This is a genomic window from Streptomyces sp. NPDC002730 (genome assembly GCF_042888805.1).
Classification (GTDB): domain Bacteria; phylum Actinomycetota; class Actinomycetes; order Streptomycetales; family Streptomycetaceae; genus Streptomyces.
Genome location: NZ_JBIAQG010000002.1, coordinates 318,899 through 342,888, shown reverse-complemented (window position 1 = coordinate 342,888; position 23,990 = coordinate 318,899). Strand labels below are relative to the sequence as shown.

The window sequence follows — 23,990 nt, the reverse complement described above, 5'->3', positions numbered from 1 at the left end:
TGATGGTGCCGCCCAGCTGCGGATGGCGGCTGCCTTTCGACTGAGCCCATTTCTGGGGCCAGGCGGCTCGGCACCGGGCTGTCGGACTGTCCCTCGCACCCGTGATCTCGATGCTGGTCGGGTATCAATGCGGTGCTTCGCTGCCGCTGAGGTGAGGGGGACGGCAGGGTGTCGTGCGTGGACGCGATGCTGGCAGACCGGGCAAGTCAGAAGCGGCCGGGGTCGCGCCTGGTGCACCGTCGCCCAGTCCCGCCCACACCCCAGATCCGTCAACGTCACGTCCAGCAGCCCGAGCTCGGGATCCACCGCAGTGAGCGCCATTCCTATCTCTCAACTCCCTTATGGTGCCGGGCGTAGGTCGGCCGCGCCCCGACTGCGCCCGAGGGCCGTTTACCCTCCCCACGTGGTCGCCGCACCGGCATTCCCGTGTTGCCCGGCGTCGGGGCTGCCGATGCGTGCGATGAGCAGGGCGATGTCGTCGTCGGCGGAGGCGGGGGCGAGGTGGCTGAGCAGGGTGTCGCACAAGTCGGCCAGCGGTGTGGTGCCGGTGAGCAGGTGGGTGAGTTCGGCAAGGCGTTCGTCGATGTCGCGGCCTCGGGCTTCAATGAGGCCGTCGGTGTACAGGACGAGAAGGCTGCCCGGAGCCAGGTCCACCTCGGTGGTGGTGAAGTCGATGCCGCCGACGCCCAGAGGTACTCCCGCAGGCAGTTGCAGCAGGTGCGCGGTGCCGTCGGGGGCGACGACGGCAGGCGGCGGGTGACCGGCCCGGGTGATCTGGCAGTGGCCGGTGCGCGGGTCGCAGACGGCGTAGAGGAAGGTGGCCAGCAGCGGGTCGGAGAGGTCGGCAAGTGCGGCCTCCAAGTGGTGCAGGAGCTCGACGGCGGGAAGGTCGAGACGGGCGAGCGCCCGCACGGAGCTGGACAACCGCCCCATGACAGCCGCAGCGGTGGTGCCGTGGCCCATCACGTCCCCGATCAGCAGCGCGGTCTTCCCGTCACGGAGCGCGATCACGTCGTACCAGTCCCCGCCGACCTCGTTGACGTCGCTGGCCGGCAGGTAACGGTGGGCGATCTCGATCCCCGGCGGCGGCGTCACATGCTGCGGCAGCATGCTGCGCTGAAGGATCACAGCGGTGTCATGCTCCCGGCTGTACATGCGCGCGTTGTCGACGCACACCGCCGCACGGGCGGCCAGGTCTCCGGCGAGTGTGACGTCGGTGGAATCGAAGGGTCTCGCTGTGCCGACCCGGCAGAAGGACGCCATGCCCAGCACCACGCCACGGGCGACCATGGGCGCCATCATGAACGAGTGCACGCCCATTTGCAGCAGCCGCTCGGGCTTGGCGGTGTGGCGAGCCGCACCCACTACCGCCCGAGTGTCCAAGTGGGCGATCAGGAAGGGCTGCCGCTGGACGAGGGCTTGGGTGTAGGGGGCGGCAGCCGGGAATGACAGAGTCTGGCCCAGCGGGGCCAGGACATCGGCGACCGGGGAGCCGCTGAGTGGTGCCTTGCCCACGCGGCGCAGCGTTGCGCCGCCGACCAGCCCGGGGCCAGGTGTGGCGCCGGCGGCGACTGTTTCCAGAACATCGACGATGACCACGTCGGCAAGGTGGGGCACCGCCACCTCGGCGAGCTCCTGCGCGGTCCGTTCCAGCTCCAGTGTTGTCCCGATCCGGACGCCGGCTTCGTTCAGCAGAGCGAGCCCGCGGCGGCTTGCTGCCGCCTCCGCCTGAGCCTGCTGCTGAGCGGTGATGTCGATGATCGATGCGGTGACCCCGATCGGCAGGCCGTGGGCATCCTCCAGTCGGACGAACGAGCACGACCACACCCGGTCGCGGTCGAGGTCGGCCGGGGTCCTTCCGATGCGGCGAAAGTCCAGCACCGGCTCACCGTCGGCCAGAACCCGGCGCATCACCTCCTCCATCTCCCCCGCATTCACTTCCGGCAGCACCTGCGCCAGGCGCCGCCCCACATGCGCAGCCTCCGGGAGGCCGTTCATCGCCTGCAAGGCAGGGTTGGCCTGCAAGAACCGCAGCTGCGTGTCGAACACCGCGATCCCGACCGGAGAGCGGGCGAACAGTCCGTCCCACACGGCCGAAGACCCCCGCACCCGGCGGGCGGCGGAGGCGTCGGCGGCAAAGACCAGCACCCCTGGGCGGCGATCACCGCCCGGGACCGGACATGCCCAGATCTCCAGCTCCAGCGGATGCCCGTCCCTGTGCCAGGCCGTGACCACGCCCATCACACCGTGGCCCGCGGCAGCCGCCTGCCACAGCGACCGGCCCAGGCTCCGGTCCGCGCCCGGATGCAGCAGCTCCGCCACATGCCGCCCCACAACCTCCGGCGCCCGGTAGCCCAGCAGCTCCTGCGCCACCGGATCCCACCGCACGATGCGGCCGTCGGCGCCGGTGGCCACCAGCGCCACCGGCAGCACACCCAGCCAGCCGCCGGCATCTGTGGCCGCACCAGCGTCGCCGGTCAACTCCTCGATCGGAGGAATGTCATCGCTCATCGTCGGGACCTCACGCCCGCAGGGGACCCTCCCAGTATCAAACGCCGCACCGGGCACGGCACAGCCGCAGCCGGACCGGGTCGCCAGCCCACTGCATCTCCCTCGTCGCCCGACAGGGAAACCACCCGCCGAACCTGGTCCATCGGATACGGAGACCCCGGCTTCACGTAGCACCGGTACGCGCCGCGTCGCGCGTTCGGAGCAGCCCCAGCCTCAGGTCGCCGCCGGGGGCCTCCCAAACCAGGGACGCACCGCTTACGCCGCCTGCATCGGTCGGATACGGACACGCGCATCCGGCAGGAGGTGTCCTCGCGTGGCTTCGAGGTACGTTCGGCGACAAAGCGGGCGGCGGCGCCGCCCGGCCCCCTGAGGAGACTGGGGTGATGGAATGCCGCCCGAGGCCTTGACCCGCTGGTTTGACGGCGCTATCAGGTGGGCGGTCGCGGCATTCGTCGATCCCGCCACGGGACCCGGCACGGGGCGTGTCGCCCCGGCGGACCGGCACGCCGCCTCCGTAGCGACGGCACTCTGTGGGTTGTGGCCGCAGCCGCAGGCAAGCACTCGCGCCTCGACCCCGCGCAGCAGCCGAACATGACCGGACAGCACCCCACCGATGCCGGCGGTCCGAGCAATCCGCACGAGCCGGAGCCGCAGCAGGCGGCGTTCGGTGAGGCCCGCTGGCCGATGGCCGGAGCCGTCATCGTCGGCATGGTGCTGCTCCTGCTGATGCCCGACGACCTGCGCCTGGGGCCCCGTTGGCTGTTCCCGTTTGTCGAAGGACTGCTTCTGGTGACGCTGATCGCGGGCGACCCAGGCCGGATCAGCCGCCGCTCGGCCGCCCTGCGCGCAGTATCCATCGCCCTGGTCGGCGTGCTGGCACTCAGCGCCATCTGGTCGACCGTCCGGCTGATCGACGACCTCATCCACGGCGGGACCGAGACGAATTCCGCCGCCGGCCTGCTGCAGGCCGGCGGCAGTGTCTGGGCCTCCACTGTCCTCGCCTTCTCCCTGCTGTACTTCGAACTCGACAGTGGCGGAGCGGCCGCCCGTGCCCACCACATGCCCACCACCCCCGAACTCGCCTTCCCGCAGCAGCTCACCCCTGAACTGAACGCCATGCATTGGCGCCCCCGCTACGTCGACTACCTCTACCTCGGACTCACCAATTCCACCGCCTTCAGCCCCACCGACGTCATGCCACTGGCCCCGTGGGCCAAGATCGCCATGGCCGTCCAGTCCCTCATCTCCCTGCTCATCCTGGGACTCGTGATCGCCCGAGCCGTCAACGTCCTCGCCTGAGAACCAGCCCCCGCAAACCACCGGGGCCCTCTCGTATCCGTGGGACCTGCATGATCGCGGTCCGGCGGAGATCGTGGGCCGAGGCACTGTCCCGTGACCGGCGTGACGCGCTCGCTCCGGCCGATCACGCCCATACCGTCTACCACCCTGTCGGAACGGCACGGATGGGCAGGGACGATGCCTCCGTCGTGGACCCACAACTCCGTGTACGAGGGGTGCAGGGTCTGCGTGTCGCCGACGCGTCCATCATGCCGACGATCATTCGCGGCCACAGGAACGCCCCCGCCGTCGTCATCGGAGAAATCGGAGAAAGGGGCGCGGATCTGCTCGGAACGAGCTAAAGCCCGCCGGACGGCTTCGGGTCGGGCGATCAGTGAACTCGGGCGGCCATGGAACGGCGGATGGCTTCACAGCCTGATCAGCGAGACGCACCAGTAGTCCCGCAGGGCGCTTCCCTGAGTTGGGCGCATTCGCGCGCCCCACGATCGGGCACGGACCGCGGCCGGGGCATCGGCGGAGCCGTGGGCCGACCGGGTGGCCGATCCCGGTGTCCTACGCAGGAAGCGCGCGGTGCTCCGGCAAAGCCGGTTGACTCCCACCTGGCGCCCGGCGATCGAGGAGGGAAGCGGTTGTGACGGACGACGAGATCCTCCTCGGCATCGCTTTGACGCTGGTGCTCGCCACCGGATCGCAGATCCTGGCCAACAAGCTGAGAGTCCCCGCCCTGATTCTCCTGCTGCCGGTCGGCTTCACCGCGGGCGCGCTGACCGACGTCATCCACCCAGCGAGGCTGGTGGGGCCGGACTTCTCCGCGCTGGTGTCGCTGTCCGTGGCGGTGATTCTGTACGACGCCGGTCTCGGACTCGACCTGCGCAACCTCACCGGCCGGACCCGTGCCATCGTGGGCAGGCTGCTGGTGTTCGGCGTGGTCCTGACCTTCCTGGTCGTCTCGACGGTCGGCCCGGCGCTGCTCAGCATGCCGCTCAGGGTGGCGTCGATGCTGGGCACGATCCTCGTGGTGTCCGGTCCGACCGTCGTGGGTCCGCTGCTGGACTATGTGCGGCCCACGGAAAGGGTGCGGCGCATCCTGATCTGGGAAGGGACACTGACCGACCCGATCGGTGGCATTCTCGGAGCACTCGTCTTCCACGCCATCGCCACGACGCACCGCATCGACATCGGCAGGGGATACCAACTCGGCCAGTTCCTCATCAGCATGAGCGTCGGTCTCGTGGGCGGGGCGGTGGGCACCGCATTGCTCTGGCTGACGCTGCGCACCCTCCGGCTCGGCGAAACGCTCGGCACACTGGCACAACTGACCACGGTGATCGCAGTGTCGGCCGGATGCGACATCGTCCGGGACGACACGGGGCTCATCGCCGCGATCGTCACCGGACTGGCCGTCACCAACATCCGCGGCTTCGACATGCCCGCCCGCCGCCCCTTCTTCGGAACGCTGGTCCAGCTCATCATCGGGCTGTTGTTCGTCTCCATCTCGTCCACCGTCACCCCGGCGTCGGTCGTGCCGGTGCTCGTGCCCGCGCTCGTCCTCATCGCGATCCTCGTCCTGGTGGTGAGGCCATTGGTGGCCTTCGCCGCCACCCGGAAGACGGGCCTGACCTTCGGGGAGCGAGCCTTCACCGGGTGGATGGCTCCCCGCGGCATCGTCGCCGCGTCGACTGCGTCGGCCTTCTCCGCTGCCCTTGTCGAGAAGGGAATTCCCGGCGCCACCAGGATCCTTCCGGTCACGTTCCTGGTGATCGTGGGAACGGTCCTGCTGTACGCGCTGACCGCCGCGCCGATGGCCCGACGCCTGGGAGTGGTCAAACCGTCGGGCACCCGGCCGCTGCTGGTGGGCGGTCATCCGTGGGTGATCGGCCTGGGAAGCGCGTTGCGGTCTGCCGGGCTCGACGTGCTCATGTGGGCCGGACTCGACGAGCAACGGGACCGGATCCGGGATGCCGGGATCGAACTGGCAACGGGCGACATGCTGGCCACGGCCACCAACCCCCGGGCACGGCTGGAGGGCGTCACGGCCGTGTTCCTGCTCACTGACGACGACGATTTCAACGCGCTCGCCTCGGTCGTGGCGCAGGACAATGTGGAGGGCCCGGTCTACCGGGTCGGCCCCCCGAGCGAAAGCCATGGCGTCGTCGCCCCCTACACGGGCGGCGAGATCCTCTTCGGCGCTTCACTGGTCCGGCACGTCCTGGCAGCGCGCTACGAGCGGGGGGCTCGCTACCTGGTGCAACCCGCATCCCAGCCGATCCCGCCGGACTACGAAACGCTGTTCGTCATCCGCGTTGACGGCCGGCTGGATCCGGTCACCGAGACACAGTCCCCCACCCTGCGGCCGGGCGACACCGTCGTACTTCTCGGCCCGGCGTCGTCCCCCGCCTGAACGGATTATGTGCCGCCCATCCTCGTGCGGTTCAGTGTGGCGTCCAGCGTGATCGCCGCATCGATGTGCGCCAAGTGGGTGAATGCCTGGGGGAAGTTGCCCAACTGGCGCCCTGTCAGATCGATCTCCTCCGAGTACAGGCCCAGATGGTTCGCGTACGTCAGCATCTTTTCCAGTACGAGCCTGGCCTGATCGGTCCGTCCCGCCCGGGCAAGGGCGTCGACGTACATGAACGTGCAGAGGGAGAAGGTCCCTTCGGAGCCGCGCAGACCGTCGGGCGAGGCTTCGGGGTTGTAGCGGTAGACCAGGCTGTCGGTGACCAGCTCCCGGTCCATCACGTCCAGAGTGGATGTCCACATCGGGTCGTCGGGGGTGATGAAGCCGACCGTCGGCATCCGCAGTAGCGAGGAGTCGAGCACATCGCTGCCGTAGTGCTGGACGAAGGCGTTGCGCTCCGGGTCCCATCCGCGCGTCAGGACCTGCTCGTAGATCTTGTCCCGCTCACTGCTCCAGCGGCCGTGGGCGGCGGGCCGGCCGTGTGCGGCCGCGAGCCGCAGCGCGCGGTCGAAGGCGACCCAGGACATCACCCGGCCGTAAGTGAAGTCCTTGCGGCCGCCCCGGGTCTCCCACAGACCTTCCCCGGGCTGGTCCCAGTGATCGACGAGCCAGTCGAGCAGTGTGTGCAGGGCGGTCCAGCCGTTGATGTCCAGCTGGATTCCGTGCTGGTGGGCGAAGTAGATGCTGTCCAGCGCCTCGCCGTAGATGTCCAGTTGCAATTGCGTCGCCGCGCCGTTGCCGATGCGCACGGGGGCGGAGCGCTGGTATCCCTCCCAGTGCTCCAGGGTCTCCTCGAAGAGGTCGGAGGAGCCGTCGACCCGGTACATGATGTTCAGCGGGCCCGTGTCACCGTCACTGCCCACCCGCTCCTTCACCCGGTCGCGCAGCCAGCCGATGAACGCGGTCGCCTCTTCCTTGAACCCCAGTCCCAGCAGGGCGTACACGGAGAACGAGGCGTCGCGGATCCAGGTGAACCGGTAGTCCCAGTTGCGCTCGCCGCCCAGTTGCTCGGGCAGCCCCGCCGTCGGGGCCGCGACCAGGGCGCCGCTGGGTGCGTACGTCATCAGCTTCAGCGTCACGGCGGAGCGCTCCACCGCCGCGCGCCACCGCCCCGAGTAGCGGGACTGGCCGAGCCATGACCGCCAGAACTGAACGGTGCTGTGGAAAAGGTCCTGGAAGTCGGAGAGCCGGATCTCACGTGGCGGGCCGTCGGCGGACGATTCCAGTACCAGGCCCCGCTGCTGACCGGCATGCAGGGTCAGCGAGCAGTGCAGGTCCCGGTCGCCCGTCAATGCGTTGAGGAGCCGCTCGTCCTCCGGTTCACGCACGGCGTGAACCGTCAGCTCGAGGTCTTCCGAGGCGAACACCGCGCCGTGCTCGGAGATGTGCAGCGTGTGCGGCTTGCGGCCGTAGTCGAACCGGGGAGCGATGTCGACCTCGAAGGACATACTGCCGCGCACGCACCGGAGCATACGGACCAGACGGTGCCGATCGGTGGCCGTGCTCCCGGTGACCGGCATGAAGTCGACGACCTCACCGGCACCCGCCTCGGTCATGAAGCGGGTCACCAGACACGCGGTGTCGGGGAAGTAGAGCTGCTTGGTCGCGTACGTCGTGTGCGCGGGTCGGACCGAGAAGTGTCCGCCCTTTTCCAGGTCCAGCAATGCGCCGAACACACTGGGTGAGTCGAAGCGCGGACAGCAGTACCAGTCGATGGTTCCCTCCGAGGTCACCAGCGCCGCTGTCTGCAGATCACCGATCAGGCCGTGGTTCTCGATCAGGGGGTATTCGTCCATGGTGCACCCCTTTCGATGCCACCCGATCAGCTTAGGCACGGAATCTCCGAAGGGCCTCCCGTGTGGACTCGCAGGCCCGTCGGCCTGCGATCCTGCTGAGCCGCCGGTCGGCGGGCTTACCGTGGGCCCGCGGGACCGATGAGACGAACGGCCGAAACCGGAGGTGCCTGTGGTGTCGAGCCGTGAGCCGATGCCCGCAGAGAGCTCGATCCTCGGGTGCGCACGATGATCTCGTGGGCCGCCGCCTTCCGGCTGCGGCAGTACGTCAAGGCGAGCCTATGGATCGTCCCGCTGTTCGGACTCCTACTCGGGGCGGTACTTGCCGAGTGTGCCGCTGCTCTGGACCGAGTGGACTGGCTGCCGTACCACTGGCAGTACTCCGCGACGACGGCCAGCACGGTGCTCAGCTCTGTCGTCGGCGCGATGATCGCGCTGCTGGGATTCGTCGTGACCATCGGTGTCCTCGTCGTCCAGCAGGCCACGGGCACGCTGTCCCCGCGCTACATGCGCCTGTGGTACCGCGACCGCCTGCAGAAAGCCGTGCTCGCCACCTTCACCGGAACCTTCGCGTTCGCCTACACCCTGCTGCGGAGCATCGAGTCGGACTCCGTACCCCACCTGGGGGTGACCCTGGCCGGCGTGGCCGTCGCCGTCAGCCTGCTGCTCCTGCTGATCTACCTCAACCGTTTCACCCACAACCTCCGGCCAGTGGCCATCGCAGACCTGGTGGGAGGCATGGGCGCGAAGGTCCTGGTCCACGGAGCCGCGAAGGTCCAGGGCTCCGCTGTACGCGGCGGGGAATCCTTGCTGCCGGCCGGCCCGGTGGCGCACATGCGATCCGAGCGTGGCGGAGTGCTCCAGGCAATCGACGCGGCGGGGCTGATGGACGCCGCCACCCGCCACGACTGCGTCTTCGTGATGGTCCACCCGGTCGGCGACTTCGTGGCGCCCGGCGCGACCCTCGTCGAGGTCCATGGCGGCACGTCCGCGCTCGATCCGCACCGGGTCACCGGACACTTCGCCCTGGGTGCGGAGCGGACCATCGAACAGGACCCTGCCTTCGCCCTGCGCATCCTCGTCGACATCGCCATCCGTGCGCTCTCGCCCGCAGTGAACGACCCCACGACTGCCGTGCAGGTGCTCAACCACATCGAGTCCTTCCTGTACACGGTCGGTGATATCGGACTCCGCAGTCGCTACGTGCTCGCCGACGACCACGGCCGGCCACGCCTCGTGGTGCCGGGTCGCACGTGGGAGGAGTACCTCCAGGTCGGTGTCACCGAGATCCGTGAGTACGGGGCGACGTCCCTCCAGATCTGCAGACGGCTGCGCGCGCTGCTGGACGGCCTGCTCGAGACCCTGTCGGCCCAGCATCTGCCGGCGGTCCGCATGGAGCTTGAGTTCCTCGACGAGGCTGTGGAACGCGAGTTCACCGACCCCCGCCGCCACGCCATGGCACGCACGGCCGACCCGCAGGGCATCGGCGGCTGGCGACACCCGGAAGCCACACCTCCGGGATGAACGTGCGCGGCGGCGGGCCGACAGTTGCACACGCGCTGTTGTTGCCTTCCGTTCAGCCTTGGTCACCGAGCGTTCGCGCGCGTGATCCGCGCCGGGGCTGCTGGCTTCGGATCCACAGGAAGAGGGAGCAGGCCGCGGTGCCCGGGTCCGCCGAGGCAGCCTGAAGGCCCGCTTCCACCGGACAACGACGGATCGCGCCCACATGCACGCCACGTTCTCTCGGCATGCCGGCTCGCCGGGTGGCGCAGCAGGATGATCACGGAGTCGTAGGGACCCCACCCCGCCACCCCCGGCCGCTCCGTCGGGAGCTCCGGTCTGAAGGTTCGCCTATGTGGATGCCTGCTCGACTACGCCCCTGCCGACTTGCGAGGGGTAACCGCAAAAGGGATTTTCCGCACCAGAGGGCTAAGGTCGGCAGGTGAGCCAAACTGAACGCGCGGAGGGCGCGGGGCCGTTCACAACTCGGCTGACCTGGCGCCTCATGGATGGGGGCACTGCGGTCTGGGAGTCGCGCCTGGCACGCAAACGTGGCCTGCTCACCGTGCAGGCCGCGGGCGAGCTGGAGCCCCGTTCCCGAAGAGCGGACAGCGTGTCGGTTGGCCGTCTGCGTAGGCTGAATGCCATTGCCGCGGGTGCGTTCACAGTCGGTGGTGCCGTTTTTGCTCTCGGGGCAGGGGTCGCTCAGTTCGGCTCGGGCGACGGGACGGGCGCCTGGATCTACTTTGCCGGCGGCCTGTTCTTCAACACCGGCGGCTACGCCTCACTGCTCCAGGCGATCAACGCTCCTCGCCGGGACAGCGGGGCTGGTGCGCTGACCGCACGGAGCTGGAGATGGTGGAGTTACGAGCCCGATCGGATCGACTGGCTCAGTACCTTCCTGCTGTTCGTGGGAACGCTCGTGTTCGGTATCAACCTGCTGAATTCTTTGCTGCAGGGGCTCTCGGTCCAGCAGGTGAACAGGCTGATCTGGGCCCCCGACATGGTCGGGTGCATCCTGTTCCTGGTCTCGGGGCACCTCGCACTGGTCGAGGTCTGCCATGGCCGGCCAGACGTCCGGCTCCGAGACCTGGGCTGGTGGATCGTCGCGATCAATCAGCTCGGATCCGTTCTCTTCCTGGGTTCGGCACTGGCTGCCTTCACGCGTCCCGCGACCGGAAGCGTTGTGAACGTCGACATCGCCAACTGGGGAACGCTCACGGGAGCACTGTGCTTCTCCGTCGGAGGCGTGTTCCAGTTCTTCGAGCGCCCCTGACCCGTCAAAGTAAATGCACAACTGGTCTTCTCCTTGCGGCAGTGAACGTCCTCGCCTGAGAACCAGCCCCCGCAAACCACCCGGGGCCCTCTCGTATCCAGGAAACCTGTATGTTCACCGAACGCGAGCTTTCACGGCGCCAGGCACCGGTTGGCTGTGCTGCGCCACGTGGACAAGGTGAGCGGCCGCGGGCCGAGAACACACCGAGTCGGTGCGGTCCCAAATCACTGAGATATCAGCGTCGTTGCCGACGGCTCCGTACTCAACGTCTCGGTCATCGTCTGGAGTCGGCTCAACCTCGCCACGGCTGGGTGGCGGGCGCGGACCTGAGCTGACCGGCACCGGGCCGTACATTCCAACTGGTTTGGTCGACGCAACGACACGGCGTGGCGGCGCCGCCCCGGGCCGTCTCCCCGACGCGCTTTGCTCAGTCGCGTGCGTCGAGCGCGTCGGCGAGGTGGGGGTCGATGTGTCTGAGCGCCGCCACGGCGAACTGGGTCGTGAACTCGGCGGCCGATGCCGGATCCAGCGAGTCGGCGACCAGCGTGTACCGCGCGCCCTCGACGACCGTGCCGACGACGAAGGAGGCACAGAGCTCCGCACTCGTCCCCCAGGTGCCACGGCCGTGGCGCTTGGTGAAGTACCGGATCCGGCGCGTGATCTCCTGGGTGGCGGCCGACATCAGCCGTTGTCTGGCCTCGACCGCCGACCCCGTCGCGTGCGCGCCGAAGAGCAGCCGGAATCTCGCCGGATGGACGTCCGCGTAATCGAAGAACGAGGCCACGCCCGCTCGAACCTGTTGTTCGAGCGGGAGATCGGCCGCTGCTGCGTAGGCCTCGAAGAGCGCGCTTGCCAAGGTGTCGGCTGCGAGGTCGGCGCATTTGCCGAACAGATCCTCCTTGCTGCCGAAGTGTGCGTACAGCGTGGGTTTGGTGGATCGCGCACGCGCGGCGACGACGTCCATTGTCGCCGCATGGAATCCGGCCTCGCTGAAGACCGCGGAGGCCGCGTCCAACATGTCGTCGTCGGTCGGGCGTGCCGCAGGGAGGCGGCGACGGCTCGCTGGACGCTGTGGCGCGGCGCCGGCCTTGGGCGGGTGATCAGCCATGTCCACCACTTTACTTCCGGGTAAACCCGGATTACGGTTTTACTCCAGAGTAAATGCGGTTGTGATCGACTCCCTGACTGGAGAACCGGCCAGGGTCTTGTGGAGGCTTTCATGCACCACACTCACCTCGTACGGCCCGCCGCGACCGCCGCAACGCGCCCCGTCCCTGCCCCGTCCCTGGGCTTCGCCCCCGACCGGGAGCTGACCGTCGCCGGCCCCTGGCGGCTTCCGCGGGCTCCGGACGCCTGTGGTCAGGCCCGCGGAGCGGTGTGCAGCACCCTGGCCGACTGGGGCCTGGATCATCTTGTGGACACGGCCGAACTCCTGGTCAGCGAACTGGTCGGCAATGCGCTGCTGCACGCGTACGGTCCCGTCCGCCTCACCGTGGTACGCCGCGAGGTCATCTGTTGCCAGGTCCGCGACGGCAGCCGGGAACTGCCGCAGCTCCGTTCGGCGCAGACGACCGACGAATTCGGCCGCGGCCTGCATTTGGTTGACCTGATGGCGAGCAAATGGGGCGCCGACCCCACACCCTGGGGCAAGGAAGTCTGGTTCGAACTTCCGGAAGCGCCGGATTCCCTCGGTGGAAGGTGGCACTGAGTGAGGCGCCCTCGCGCGTATCGAGCCGCTTCGTCACGCCACCGATTTCCCGCAGGGGAACGTCACCGCTCGATTCCGCCAGTGCCGGAGGAGGTCCTCAAGAGCACCACCGTCCTCTCGGTCACCTCGGCGAGTACCGCGATAAGCAAGGCCGTTGCTCGTGCCGTGCTGCCGCGCCGTTCCTGACCCGCAAACCGTCCAGGCGCCGCCGCACGACCGTCACCCAGCTGTCGGCCGTCAAAGGCGGGCGTCCGCCCGTATGTCCCGCTCATCCTGGCTGAGAAGGCTTTTCGCAGACCTTCGGGCCCCGGGGCGGCACCGCACGCCTGAAGCGCCCGCGCCGCGTCGCCTGCAGCTTCTTCGCTGGTCGGACGGATCTTGCTGGTGATCGTGACGGCCTAATGGTTACTCGACGGAGATGTCCTCGTACGTGATCGTCACCGTCTCCGTGGCGGTCCCGGAGTCGGCGGCGCCGAGCTGCGGCCCCTCCCAGCGGGACGCCCAGGCGTTGGTGAGATGAATGCGCCGGACGGTCTCCTTCTGCGCGTTCTTCAAGGAGATGGTGATGTTCTGGCGGGCACTGTCGAGGTCGGCGTTGACCAGGGTGGCCTTGATCCAGTCGGTGAATGCGGTGCTCTTGTCCATGCCGCGGGTGATGGTGATCTCGCCGGTGCGGCGGGAACCGGGCTGTTTGCGCACGATCAGCTCGCCGGTCGAGGAGACCTGCCGGACCTCGACGACGTCCTGTTCGAGGGTCAGCCCCGATACGTCCTGGACGGTCTCGACCTGGAATTTTCCGAGTTCGATGGCGAAGGTACTGCTGCTGAACGAGTCACCGGTCAACATGATGGATACCTCCTGCTGCTCGCGACTGGACGGCCAGCGATGGATTCCCTCCGGCCCACCACTTGTGCCTGTTGAGCCTGCCTCGGTGCGATGGCACCCGCAACCGGGACTCCTGGCCAGAGCATTCAGAGATCGATATCAACGCCGGGACGATCCGGAAGGGGTGGTGATTGCCCGCACCGGTCTCTCTTCTCCCCGTGCGGACGGCCGAGGACACCGTCCCCGAGCTGAAGTGGCCCGGGACATCCTCCGATGGACGGCCCAGTACTTCCCACCAGCACAACGGGCAACCCGGCGAACATTCCCGGTCACAGCACTAGTATCTTGGCATGTCCACATCCTTACTCCTGCTGGTCAGCAGGATCCCCTCCGGTTCGCCGATCCTGGATTTCGACATTGTCGTCGCCCGCGGACGCCCGCTCCTTGTCTGCACCGACTTCGGCGGTGACGTCTTCAGTTGGGATCCGCTGCGGGACGAGTGGGCCGGGCATCGGTTGGACATGCCGTGGCGGCCGGAGGACGAGTACGAGTTCAGCGACATCCTCACGATCGGTGCCGCGGTCGTCGACGGGCGGGTCGTGGTGGGCGGGGGCGGGGAGCACCAGCCCTTCGCGCAGTGGGATCTGGAGAGCGGTGCGATACGGACGTACGCCCGCTACGAGCACGGCGGGGTGGCCTCGACGGCCACGATGGAGCTTGACGGCCGGACGCTGTTCGTCAGCGGCTGCACTGGCCCGGCCGTACATCTGTGGGACGCCTCGAAGCGCGATCCCGACCCTGCTGCCGACGAGGTGGAGCTGGCCGGGCACGGTGACGGCGTTGGCGGTGTCACCGCGGGCAGGCTGTGGGACCGGCCGGTTGTGGTGTCCGGCGCCTATGACGGCAGCGTTCTTGTGTGGGACATCAGCGCTGAAGAGCCACTTACTCAATTCGACGATCTCGACTTCGTGGTTCGCGGGGTCGGTCTTGTGACTGTGGACGGGCACGCGCGCGTGGTCGCCGCCGGGGGCCGGGCGCTTGTCATGGGCGATCCCGACACCGGTGCATGGGAAGCGCCGCTTGCCGTGCCGGGGGACGACATCGAGTGCATGGACGTCGGTGTCGTCGATGGGCTGCCGGTGGCGGTGACCGGCGGTGAGGACGGCACGGTGTGCGCGTGGGATCTGGTGGGCCGGAGGCTGCTCGGGGTGCCGCTCACCGAGCATGAGAAGGAGGTCTTCGCCGTCCGTGTCACCGACTTCGACGGCCGTCCCGTTGCCGTCACCGCGGGCCGGGACCGCCGTATGCGGCTGTGGGACCTCGGGGCGTTGCTCGGTCGGTGAGCCGGCGGGGCGTGATGAAGCAGGCCGGGGCGTGGCAACCAGGTACGACAAGCTCGCCTGCCGCTATGAGGCGACGATCCAGCTCACCTTGATTCGGCAGTCGCTGTGCCCTGATTGAACAGATTCACGCCCTAGGAATTCTTGGGGAAAGCGGCGCGCAGTCTGGATCCGTTGATGATGAAAGCGGTCGCGCCGATGGTGAGGGCGCATATGGCCTGCGTTACGACGAACCACGGCGGGAGGGCACCGGGAATCATGTCGATGGCGATGATCGCGATCGGCATGGTGATCGAGATGATGCGCACGCGTAGATGGGCCCATCGTGCTCCCCGTGAGGCGAGGACGGTCAGCCAGTAGGTCAGCGCGGCGCTCGCGAGTACTCCGGCTGATCGGCCCCACATGAACGAGGTCACCGTTTGTTCGGTGATCGCGAGGATGGCGACCGTGATGAGGACGGCGGCGCTCAGCGCGCCGTAGGCCGCGACGAGTATCTTCACCTGGCCGAAGGCCCGTTGGGTGTGCGGATGGTTGAGGTCGGCGGCCTCGGCCGTGGTGTGGCTGGCGGTTTTCATGTCTCTTTCTTCCCTCGTGTTGTCTGCGTGGTGTCGACGCTAGGGAGCGCATGGGCGGTGCGGTATGGGCCTGGACGTAGAGGTGGGTGGGTCTGGACCCACTTCAGAGCCGATCCGAGGGGTATCGGGCTCCGTGCGGTGCACCGTGGAAACACCAAGCCGTACCGGCCGGACCGGCGTATTGCGGGATCCGCGGGTGCCACGGTCGGGGTTATGAAGGAGAAGGAGGGGTCATGCGACAGGTGGTGTCGTGGGTGGCCAGTGCCTGCGTGGGGTTCGTGCGAGCGTGCGTGGTGGTGGCGGTCAGCATGCTGGTCCCGGCCGTGTGGGCCGCTGCCGTGGCGCTGGCGATCTGGTGGGGGGCGGGGAACCCGTGGTCGTGGGTGCCGGCGTTCGTCCTTGCGTGTGTGGGCACGCTCGGCCTGTCCCGCCCGGTCTGTCGGATGTTCCGCTTCCTCGTCGCGACGTGGACAGCCACCGTCATTCCCGCCGGATATCGGCAGGCTGGTCCGGTGGTGCGCATGTCCACCGGGTATTGGTGGAACGGCTTCTCCTATGAGCGCAGCAGTCGGGACGCCCGCCTGGATCAGCGGTGGCGGATCCGGTGGAGCGACCCCGCCACATGGCGTGATCTGCGATTCACGGCGATCGCGCCGATCACCGCGGGCTTGGTCGCGGCCATCCCGCCGGTCGGAGTCGCGGGAGCGGTCCTCGGGCTTTCCCAATCAGTGCTCACCGCACGCACGTTCGGGGTGCTCGGCTTGGTCGTGGCAATCGCCGGCGCCCCGTATGCCTGGCGGTCCGTCGAGCCGGTAGCCGCCCGCTTCCTGCGCGCGTCGTCTGCGATGGTGCTGGCGGACCGGGTGGATGAGCTGACGGCCCAGCGCGCGGATACGACGGTCGCGCAGGCCGCCGAGATCCGCCGGATCGAACGGGACCTGCACGACGGAGCGCAGGCCCGCCTGGTCGCGCTCGGGCTCTCTTTGGCGACTGCGGAGAAGCTGATGGAAACCGACCCCGACCAGGCCAAGGCGCTGATGCGGGAAGCGCGAGCCGGCGCCGCCACGTCACTGACCGAGCTCCGCGAACTGGTCAAGGGAATCAACCCGCCGGTGCTGAACGACCGAGGGCTCATTGATGCCGTTCGGGCTCTTGCCTTGGACAGCCCCCTCGAAGTGGCTGTCAGCGCCGACGTTCAGCTACGCCTGGACCCGCCGGTCGAATCCGCCGTGTACTTCGGAACCGCCGAACTGGTGACCAACGCGGTCAAGCACGCCCATGCGGCCCGGGCGCGGATCTCCATCGCCCGGGACGACACCGGCATCGTCGTTGATGTCGAAGACAACGGCCGAGGCGGAGCCGGCGTGCGAGCCGGCGGTGGACTTGAGGGGCTTCGCCGCCGCCTCGCGGTCTTCGACGGCACCCTGGAGATCACCAGCCCGGCAGGCGGTCCGACCCGCGTGAGAATGACGGTGCCATGCGAATCGTTGTAGCCGAAGACCTCTACCTCCTGCGCGACGGGATGGTCCGCCTCATCGAGGCGTGCGGGCACCAGGTGGTGGCGACGGCAACCACCGGGCCCGAGACGCTCGACGCGCTGCTGACGTGGCGGCCGGATGTTGCCATCGTCGACGTCCGCATGCCGCCGACCCAGTCGGATGAGGGCCTGCGGGCGGCTCTCGCGGCCCGCCGCGAACTACCCGGACTGCCGGTCCTGATCCTTTCTCAGTATGTCGAACAGCTGTATGCCCGCGAGCTCTTGGCCGACGGCGCCGGTGGTATCGGCTATTTCCTCAAAGAGAGCGTGTTCGACGCCGATCAGTTCATCGATGCCCTGGAACGCGTCGCCGCCGGCGGAACCGCCATGGACCCGGCCGTCATCGCGAAACTGCTGTCCAGCGGGTCCTCGAACCGACGACTTGAACGGCTCACCGAACGCGAACACTCCGTGCTCGGCCTCATGGCCGAAGGATTGTCCAATCAGGCCATCGGCCGGCGGCTCTTCCTCAGTGACAGCGCCATCAGCAAGTACACCACCTCCATGTTCGGCAAACTCGGCATCACCGATGACGACAACAACAACCGTCGCGTCCTCGCCGTCCTCACCTACCTGAACCACTGACGGCATCGGGACTCCCCAGCCGCCCTTCCCCATGACGGCGGTCACCCTCCCGTCACGTCGCCGTCCGCGAGCGGGTAGTCAGCGTCCTGCCGGGGCAGGGTTCGGGGGCAGCTCGCAGCACGCTTGTAGCCCGACTGTGTGACATGCCCGGCCCAATACGTCTACGTGGCGCGCCGGTCTGTCCCACCTGCGGCGCAGGGTGCTTTGGTCGGGGCGCCGGGCATACGACGGCTCCTGTGTCTGTCCTGGTGGCCGGCCGGCTCCCGGCCCTCCTCATGCGCGTCGCCCTTTCTCGGCGTGCGTGCTGTCCAGAACGCCGAAGGAGAGATCGTGGTGGCGGGAAGCGCCGACGAGAACCGCGGGACGATCACCGCGCAGCTCCTCAGGGGCCAGAAGGCTCTGGTCACCGGTGCCAACTCGGGTATCGGCATGGCGACCGCCATTGCCTTGGGCCGGGCCGGCGCGGACGTCGTGGTGAACTACGTCGTCGGTGGGGACGAGGCCGAGAAGGTCGTGGGGCAGATCAAGGACTTCGGGGTCCGCGCCTACGCCCACGAGGCCGACGTGTCCGACGAGGGCCAGGTCGTCGCCATGGTGGCGCGGATGGTCGAGGAGTTCGGCACCATCGACATCATGGTGGCCAACGCGGGCCTTCAGCGGGACGCGGCCGTGCTGGACATGACGCTCGCCCAGTGGCAGAAGGTCATCGACGTCAACCTGACCGGCCAGTTCCTCTGCGCGCGCGAGGCCGCCAAGGAGTTCGTGCGGCGCGGTGTGGTGGCGGAGGTGTCCCGGTCGGCGGGGAAGATCATCTGCATGAGCTCGGTCCACCAGATCATCCCGTGGTCGGGGCACGTGAACTACGCCTCCTCCAAGGGCGGTGTGGGCATGCTGATGCAGACCCTCGCCCAGGAGTTGGCCCCCCAGCGGATCAGGGTCAACGCGATCGCACCCGGCGCCATCCGCACACCGATCAACCGCGACGCCTGGTCCACCCCCGAGGCCGAGGCCGACCTGCTGCGTCTCATCCCGTACCGCCGCGTGGGCGACCCGGACGACATCGCCAACGCCGTCGTGGCCATGGCGTCCGACCTGCTCGATTACGTCGTCGGCAGCACGCTCTACGTCGACGGTGGAATGACGCTCTTTCCCGGCTTCGCCACCGGAGGCTGATCTCCGATGCAGGATTACGTCACGCCCCGCCGGGTGGTGATCCTCGGCGGGGGGTTCGCCGGGCTGTTCGCCGCCCGCGCCCTGCGTCGGTCACCGGTCGCCGTGACCGTGGTCGACCGCCGTGCCCACCACCTCTTCCAACCACTGCTCTACCAGTGCGCCTCCGGAATCCTGTCCGAGGGCCAGATCGCGCAACCGCTCCGCGCAGTCCTGCGACGACACCACAACGTGAGCTGCCTGCTCGCTGAAGCCATCGACGTGGATGTCGAAGCCCGGCTGGTCCACGCCCGGCGACCGGGCGGCGGAGCTGTCGAGCTGCCCTACGACGATCTGATCGTCGGAGTCGGCATGCGCCAGTCCTACTTCGGGCACGACGAGTTCGCCGCTCACGCCCCCGGCATGAAGACCCTGAGCGACGCGCTGGACATCCGCCGACGGATCTACCAGGCGTTCGAGATGGCCGAAACGGCCGCAGACGCCCGGGAACGGCAGCAGTGGCTCACCTTCGCGCTCGTCGGCGGCGGGCCGACCGGCGTCGAACTCGCCGGACAGATCCGGGAGATCGCCGGCCACACGCTCGACCGGGAGTTCCAGACGATCGACTCCGCCCAGGCCCGGGTGCTGCTTTTCGAGGGGTCCGACGAGGTGCTGGGAGCGTTCGGCCGCCCACTGGCCGATCGCGCGGCCCGAACCCTGCAGAGCCTCGGTGTGGAGCTCCACCTGAGCACGAAGGTCACCGACGTCGACGCGCGCGGCCTGACGGTACAAACCCAGGACGGTGCGACCACCCGGTTCGAGGCACGCACCGTGCTGTGGACGGCCGGGGTCGAGGCGCCGCCCTTCGCCCGCGCGCTGGCCCGGGCAACCGGTGCCACCCAGGACCGGGCCGGACGCATCGTCGTCGAACCCGACCTCACCGTCCCCGGCCATCCGGAGATCCGCGTCACGGGCGACGTGATGAGCCTGAACAAGCTGCCGGGCCTGGCCGAGGTCGCCATGCAGTCGGGCGCATACGCCGGCCGGGTCGTGCGCCACTCGGTGGAGGGCAGGACGAAGGAGCAGAAGCCCTTCAAGTACCTGGACCTCGGCAGCGCCGCCTACATCTCCCGCGGCCGGGCCGTCGTCAAGGCCGGCCCGCTGCACCTGTCGGGCGCGATCGGCTGGCTCGCCTGGCTCTTCATCCACCTGGCCTTCCTCACCGGATTCCGCAGCAGGCTGGGAGCGGTGCTCAGCTGGTCCGTCGCCTTCGCCACCAGCTCGCGGCGCGAGCGTGCCTTCACCTCGTCCGACGCCGACGCCGACGCCGATGCGCCGGCCGGCCGGGCGCCCGGGCAGAAGGCGCCCCCGCCGCCTCCCTGACCACGGCGCCCGGCCGACACGTCCCGGCCGCCACCCCTTCGCACCCTGTCGTTCCTCACCCCCCGCGCCCCGCGGGGCAGACCATCGAGGCGCACATGTTCAGCACAGCGTCCCTTCTGGCGGACACCCCGCCCCAACTCCTGCCGGCTCGGGAGCTGATGGCCTTCACCCTGGCCTCGCACATCCTGCTGGTCCCGTTCGGCGTGGCGCTGCCGTTCATCACGGTGCTGATGCACCACCGGGCGCTGCGCCGCAACGACGCCGTCGCCCTTCAGCTCGCGCGGCGCTGGTCGGCGGTGATGGCTGTCCAGTTCGCCATCGGCGTCGTCACCGGCACTGTGCTGTCCTTCGAGCTCGGACTGCTGTGGCCCGGCATGATGGGCCGCTGGGGCGACGTCTTCGGCCTCGGGTTCGGCGTTGAGGCATGGGCGTTCTTCCTGGAGGCCGTCCTGATCGCGATCTACCTCTACGGCTGGCGTCGGCTCAAGCCCTGGACGCACTTCTGGCTGGCCGTACCGCTGCCGCTGGCCGCCCTGATGGGGGCGTTCGGCATCATCGCGGCCAACTCCTGGATGAACACCCCGCAGGGGTTCCGCCTCGACGCCCAGGGCAATCCCGTCGACGTCAACGTGCGGCAGGCGGTCTTCACGCCGATGTTCGGCCCGGAGTACTGGCACTTCGTGGTCGCGATGTTCCTGACCGCCGGCTATGTGGTCGCCGGCGTGTACGCGGTCGGCTGGCTGCGCGGGCGCCGCGACCGATACCACCGGCTCGGCTTCACGCTGCCGTTCACCGTTGCCGCAATCCTCACACCGGTCCAGTTCATGCTCGGCGACTCCGCTGCCCGGGCCGTCTTCCACAAGCAGCCGATCAAGTTCGCCGCCACGGAGATCGTCTGGAAGACAGACACCCACGTGCCCGAGTACATGTTCGGACGGCTGAACAGCGATGGGACGATCTCCGGCGGACTGAAGATCCCCCAGCTGGACTCCATCCTCGCCGGATTCAAGCCCAGCACCCAGGTGACCGGGCTGACGTCGGTGCCGGCCGCCGACCGCCCCACCGTCGTCCAGGCCACCCTCGCCCACTGGGCCTTCGACATCATGGTCACCATCGGCAGCCTGCTGATCCTGCTCGCGCTCTGGTACGCGTGGTCCTGGCTGCGACACCGGGACCTCCCTCGCAGCCGCTGGTTCTTCCGCTGCGCCGCAATCGCAGGAGTCGCCTGCCTGGTCACCGTGGAGTGCGGCTGGATCACCACCGAGGTCGGCCGCCAGCCCTGGATCGTCTACAACCACATGAGGGTCTCGGAGGCAGTGACCGCCACCCGCGCCGGATCGCTGTGGGCGATGCTCGGCATCGTGATCGTTGTGTACGTGGCCGTTTTCGGCGCGTTCCTCGCGATCGTCCTGAAGATGCGAACTCGGTGGCGCATCGCCGACGAGGGCTCGGCCGCCGCGCGCGCCGCACTGCCCCCTGAGATCGACACCCCCTACGGGCCCAGAAGCGAACCCGAACCCACAGCCACCGGGGCCCCGCCTGGTGGCGGGTCCGGCCGCACTCCCGGCGGTGCGTCATGATGGCCGATCTCATCGCCTGGGTCATGGTGCTCGCGATCGCCGCCTACGCCTGCGCCGGGGGCACCGACTACGGCGCGGGCTTCTGGGACCTCCTGGCCGGAGGCGCGGATCGCGGCCGGCGGCCCCGCCGGCTCATCGACCACGCCATGGCACCGGTCTGGGAGGTCAACAACGTCTGGTTGATCTTCGTCTTCGTTGTCATGTGGACCGGCTTTCCGACGATGTACCAGGCCGTCTTCGAGGCAATGTGGCTGCCGCTCACCCTCGCGGCCGTCGGCCTGGTGCTCCGCGGCGCCGGATTCGCCCTGCGCAAGCCCTCCCGCCGACTGGCCCAACGACGGCTCTACGGCGCGGCGTTCGCCATCTCGTCGCTGCTCACGCCGTTCTTCCTCGGGGCGGTGCTCGGCGGCATTGCTGCCGGTCGGGTCGTGGTCGGGACCACTGCCTCCGCGGACGCCTGGGCCAACGCGACCTCAGTCCTCACGGGTCTGCTGGCCATTGCCGCCACCGCGTTTCTCGGGGCGGTGTTCCTCTGCTCCGACGCCCGACGGTTCGGCGCGGAAGACCTCGTCGACTACTTCCGTCTGCGGGCGCTGCTCGCATTCGCCGCAATCGTCATCCTCGCGCTCATCGCCCTGCCTGTCACCCACGACGATGCCCGGCACGTCTGGGAGGGCCTCACCGGAGGCCTGGGCCTGCTGCTGATCGTCCTGGCAGGAGTCTGCGGTCTGGCCACGGTGCTGCTTCTGGTACGTCGGTCCTATGGCTGGACCCGCTACACCTCGGTGGCGAGCGTCGCCCTGACCGTCGGCGCCTGGGGCTTCGCACAGCGGCCCTACGTGCTGCCCACCTCGCTGACGGTGGCCCAGGCGGCCGGCGCCGCTCACACCCTGCGCTGGCTGGTGATCGTCACGGTCATCGCGATCGTGCTGGTCGGCCCGGCGCTGGTGTTGCTCTACCGGCTCGACACAATGGGTGAGCTGGAGCCGCTCACCGACGCCGACACCGGGGCCGCCAGAACACCCGGGGACAACCTGTAGCGCCGCTCCGTCGGTTGGCGCAGCGGGCGTGCGACACCCCCGTCAGCGCAGCCGGGCAGCGATGTGGTCGCCACGACGACCGTGGGCACCCTGGGAGTTGTCCGCATGACGTTCCTCCGAGGTGGCGCCTGTACGACTCCAGCCGACAGCACGGGACCCGAACGAGCCCCGGCAGGCTCCGGACCCGTGTGTGACGACAGACCTGAACACCCTCTCGGCCGTACTTTAGGTGAAGTCCGACGACGAGATCGGGGGAACCTGCTGGTCAAACGCTAGATTCGGCCCATGAGCACCATGGAGCGTCCCGCCGATATGAGCGCCGCCCGGTTCCTGCTCCCGTACCCGGCTTCGCGGGTCGGCGGCCTGCCCGAGGGTCTGCCTGTCGCGGTGTGGGACGGTACCGGCGGTCCGCCCGGCGTCGAGAGCCTGGCGACGGTGGAGTTCTTCGTCATCCCCTACGCCTTTGCGGATGCTGCCGTAGCGGTGCTCCCGCGCCTGCCGCGGTTGCGAGTCGTCCAGTCCCTGTCCGCCGGCGTCGACGACCTCGTGAAGTACGTTCCCAGCGGTGCCGTGCTCTGCAACGCCAGGGGAGTTCACGACGCCAGCACCGCCGAGCTGGGCGTGTCACTCGCTCTCGCGTCGCTCCGCGGAATCCCCGACTTCGTGCGTGCCCAGGACGCCGAGGAGTGGCGGACCGGCTTCCGCCCGGCGCTGGCCGACCGCACCGTCCTGCTCGTGGGCTACGGCTCCATCGCCGCTGCCGTCGAGGACCGGCTCACCCCCTTCGAGTGCGAGGTCCTGCGAGTCGCCCGGACCGCCCGCACCACTGCGCGCGGGACCGTCCACGCCCTCGTCGATCTGCCCGAGCTTCTGCCCCGCGCCGACATCGTGATGCTCACCGTCCCGCTCACCCAGGACACCCGTGGCCTGGTCGACGCGCGCTTCCTCGCCCTGATGCAGGACGGTGCCCTGCTGGTGAACGTCTCCAGGGGCGCGGTGGTGGACACCGACGCGCTGCTCGCCGAGCTCAGGACGGGCCGGCTCAGCGCGGCCCTCGACGTCACCGACCCCGAGCCGCTCCCGGCCGGGCATCCGCTCTGGCACGCGCCCAACGCGCTGATCAGCCCTCATGTCGGAGGCAACAGCTCGGCTTTTGTGCCCCGGGCGCTGCGGCTGATCCGCACCCAGCTGCTGCGCTACCTGGCCGGGGAGCCGCTGGAGAACATCGTGCTGCCCCGCAAGCCCTGACCTGGATGCCTCGCGGGCTCCGGATTGTCCGGACCGGGCAACGTCTCCACCGGCGCGGCCGGCGTGACCGTCCGGCCGGTCCGCACCTCGCGGGTTGCGGCCGGCACCCGGGCAGGAGTGAGTGCGTCCGGAGCACCCCGGTCGCCCCTGGCTCAGGCGGCGCGCGAGACCAGGCGCCGGTAC

The 23,990-nt window shown here is 68.9% G+C and carries 19 protein-coding genes; 14 read left to right on the top strand and 5 right to left on the bottom strand.

The genetic code is table 11. The annotated features are described in order from the left end of the window. Positions 1-390: 390 nt before the first annotated feature. Positions 391-2,511: a SpoIIE family protein phosphatase gene (locus ACFYXH_RS06445; protein WP_389561006.1), complete on the bottom strand. Its 2,121-nt coding sequence runs from the start codon at positions 2,509-2,511 to the stop codon at positions 391-393. A gap of 537 nt (positions 2,512-3,048) precedes the next feature. On the opposite strand from ACFYXH_RS06445, the gene ACFYXH_RS06440 reads away from it, so the two are divergent. The 3 genes from ACFYXH_RS06440 (at position 3,049) to ACFYXH_RS06430 (ending at position 6,211) form a co-directional block, all read left to right on the top strand. Next, positions 3,049-3,810, top strand: a complete 762-nt coding sequence (locus ACFYXH_RS06440) for a hypothetical protein (RefSeq protein ID WP_389561005.1) — start codon at positions 3,049-3,051, stop codon at positions 3,808-3,810. Positions 3,811-3,860: 50 nt separating this feature from the next. Continuing rightward, positions 3,861-4,151 carry a GMC oxidoreductase gene (locus ACFYXH_RS06435; protein WP_389561004.1) on the top strand — a complete coding sequence of 97 codons (291 nt, stop codon included), beginning with the start codon at positions 3,861-3,863 and terminating at the stop codon, positions 4,149-4,151. Positions 4,152-4,441: 290 nt separating this feature from the next. Next, positions 4,442-6,211 carry a cation:proton antiporter gene (locus ACFYXH_RS06430; protein ID WP_389561003.1) on the top strand — a complete coding sequence of 590 codons (1,770 nt, stop codon included), beginning with the start codon at positions 4,442-4,444 and terminating at the stop codon, positions 6,209-6,211. A gap of 5 nt (positions 6,212-6,216) precedes the next feature. On the opposite strand, the gene ACFYXH_RS06425 is transcribed toward ACFYXH_RS06430, so the two are convergent. Next, positions 6,217-8,064, bottom strand: a complete 1,848-nt coding sequence (locus ACFYXH_RS06425; protein WP_389561002.1) for a glycoside hydrolase family 15 protein — start codon at positions 8,062-8,064, stop codon at positions 6,217-6,219. Positions 8,065-8,289: 225 nt separating this feature from the next. On the opposite strand from ACFYXH_RS06425, the gene ACFYXH_RS06420 reads away from it, so the two are divergent. Continuing rightward, positions 8,290-9,585 (top strand): DUF2254 domain-containing protein, encoded by a 1,296-nt coding sequence (locus tag ACFYXH_RS06420; protein ID WP_389561001.1) that lies wholly within the window; start codon positions 8,290-8,292, stop codon positions 9,583-9,585. 418 nt (positions 9,586-10,003) lie between these two features. Next, positions 10,004-10,837 carry a hypothetical protein gene (locus ACFYXH_RS06415; RefSeq protein WP_389561000.1) on the top strand — a complete coding sequence of 278 codons (834 nt, stop codon included), beginning with the start codon at positions 10,004-10,006 and terminating at the stop codon, positions 10,835-10,837. Between the two features lie 427 nt (positions 10,838-11,264). Here ACFYXH_RS06415 and ACFYXH_RS06410 read toward each other — a convergent pair whose 3' ends face one another. After that, on the bottom strand, positions 11,265-11,945 hold the full coding sequence (locus tag ACFYXH_RS06410) for a TetR/AcrR family transcriptional regulator (protein WP_389560999.1): 681 nt from the start codon (positions 11,943-11,945) through the stop codon (positions 11,265-11,267). Between the two features lie 111 nt (positions 11,946-12,056). Between ACFYXH_RS06410 and ACFYXH_RS06405 the strand changes: the two genes are divergently transcribed. After that, entirely contained in the window at positions 12,057-12,545 is a 489-nt protein-coding gene (locus tag ACFYXH_RS06405; RefSeq protein ID WP_389560998.1) for an ATP-binding protein, read from the top strand. A gap of 405 nt (positions 12,546-12,950) precedes the next feature. Here ACFYXH_RS06405 and ACFYXH_RS06400 read toward each other — a convergent pair whose 3' ends face one another. Next, complete coding sequence (locus ACFYXH_RS06400) at positions 12,951-13,391, bottom strand: phage tail protein (protein WP_389560997.1); 441 nt, start codon at positions 13,389-13,391, stop codon at positions 12,951-12,953. 329 nt (positions 13,392-13,720) lie between these two features. Between ACFYXH_RS06400 and ACFYXH_RS06395 the strand changes: the two genes are divergently transcribed. Then, positions 13,721-14,713 (top strand): WD40 repeat domain-containing protein, encoded by a 993-nt coding sequence (locus ACFYXH_RS06395; protein ID WP_389560996.1) that lies wholly within the window; start codon positions 13,721-13,723, stop codon positions 14,711-14,713. Positions 14,714-14,844: 131 nt separating this feature from the next. Here the strand turns inward: ACFYXH_RS06395 and ACFYXH_RS06390 are convergent, their stop codons facing one another. After that, on the bottom strand, positions 14,845-15,285 hold the full coding sequence (locus ACFYXH_RS06390; protein ID WP_389560995.1) for a hypothetical protein: 441 nt from the start codon (positions 15,283-15,285) through the stop codon (positions 14,845-14,847). A gap of 233 nt (positions 15,286-15,518) precedes the next feature. Here ACFYXH_RS06390 and ACFYXH_RS06385 point away from each other — a divergent pair, with 233 nt between their 5' ends. From ACFYXH_RS06385 to ACFYXH_RS06355, 7 genes are all read left to right on the top strand, one after another. Continuing rightward, on the top strand, positions 15,519-16,778 hold the full coding sequence (locus ACFYXH_RS06385; RefSeq protein ID WP_389560994.1) for a sensor histidine kinase: 1,260 nt from the start codon (positions 15,519-15,521) through the stop codon (positions 16,776-16,778). Beyond that, a complete protein-coding gene (locus ACFYXH_RS06380; RefSeq protein WP_389560993.1) occupies positions 16,763-17,407 on the top strand; it encodes a LuxR C-terminal-related transcriptional regulator in 645 nt (214 codons plus the stop codon). Before ACFYXH_RS06385 ends, ACFYXH_RS06380 begins: the two co-directional genes overlap by 16 nt. A 366-nt stretch (positions 17,408-17,773) precedes the next feature. After that, the gene (locus tag ACFYXH_RS06375; protein ID WP_389561288.1) at positions 17,774-18,580 is read left to right on the top strand and encodes an SDR family oxidoreductase; all 807 of its coding nucleotides are present in this window, start codon (positions 17,774-17,776) and stop codon (positions 18,578-18,580) included. A gap of 6 nt (positions 18,581-18,586) precedes the next feature. Beyond that, positions 18,587-19,939 carry an NAD(P)/FAD-dependent oxidoreductase gene (locus ACFYXH_RS06370; protein WP_389560992.1) on the top strand — a complete coding sequence of 451 codons (1,353 nt, stop codon included), beginning with the start codon at positions 18,587-18,589 and terminating at the stop codon, positions 19,937-19,939. A gap of 95 nt (positions 19,940-20,034) precedes the next feature. Further along, the gene (locus ACFYXH_RS06365) at positions 20,035-21,519 is read left to right on the top strand and encodes a cytochrome ubiquinol oxidase subunit I (RefSeq protein WP_389560991.1); all 1,485 of its coding nucleotides are present in this window, start codon (positions 20,035-20,037) and stop codon (positions 21,517-21,519) included. Continuing rightward, positions 21,516-22,559, top strand: a complete 1,044-nt coding sequence (locus ACFYXH_RS06360; RefSeq protein ID WP_389560990.1) for a cytochrome d ubiquinol oxidase subunit II — start codon at positions 21,516-21,518, stop codon at positions 22,557-22,559. The genes ACFYXH_RS06365 and ACFYXH_RS06360 overlap by 4 nt, the downstream gene beginning before the upstream one ends. A 285-nt stretch (positions 22,560-22,844) precedes the next feature. Continuing rightward, positions 22,845-23,807 (top strand): 2-hydroxyacid dehydrogenase, encoded by a 963-nt coding sequence (locus ACFYXH_RS06355; RefSeq protein WP_389560989.1) that lies wholly within the window; start codon positions 22,845-22,847, stop codon positions 23,805-23,807. The last annotated feature ends 183 nt before the right edge of the window (positions 23,808-23,990 follow it).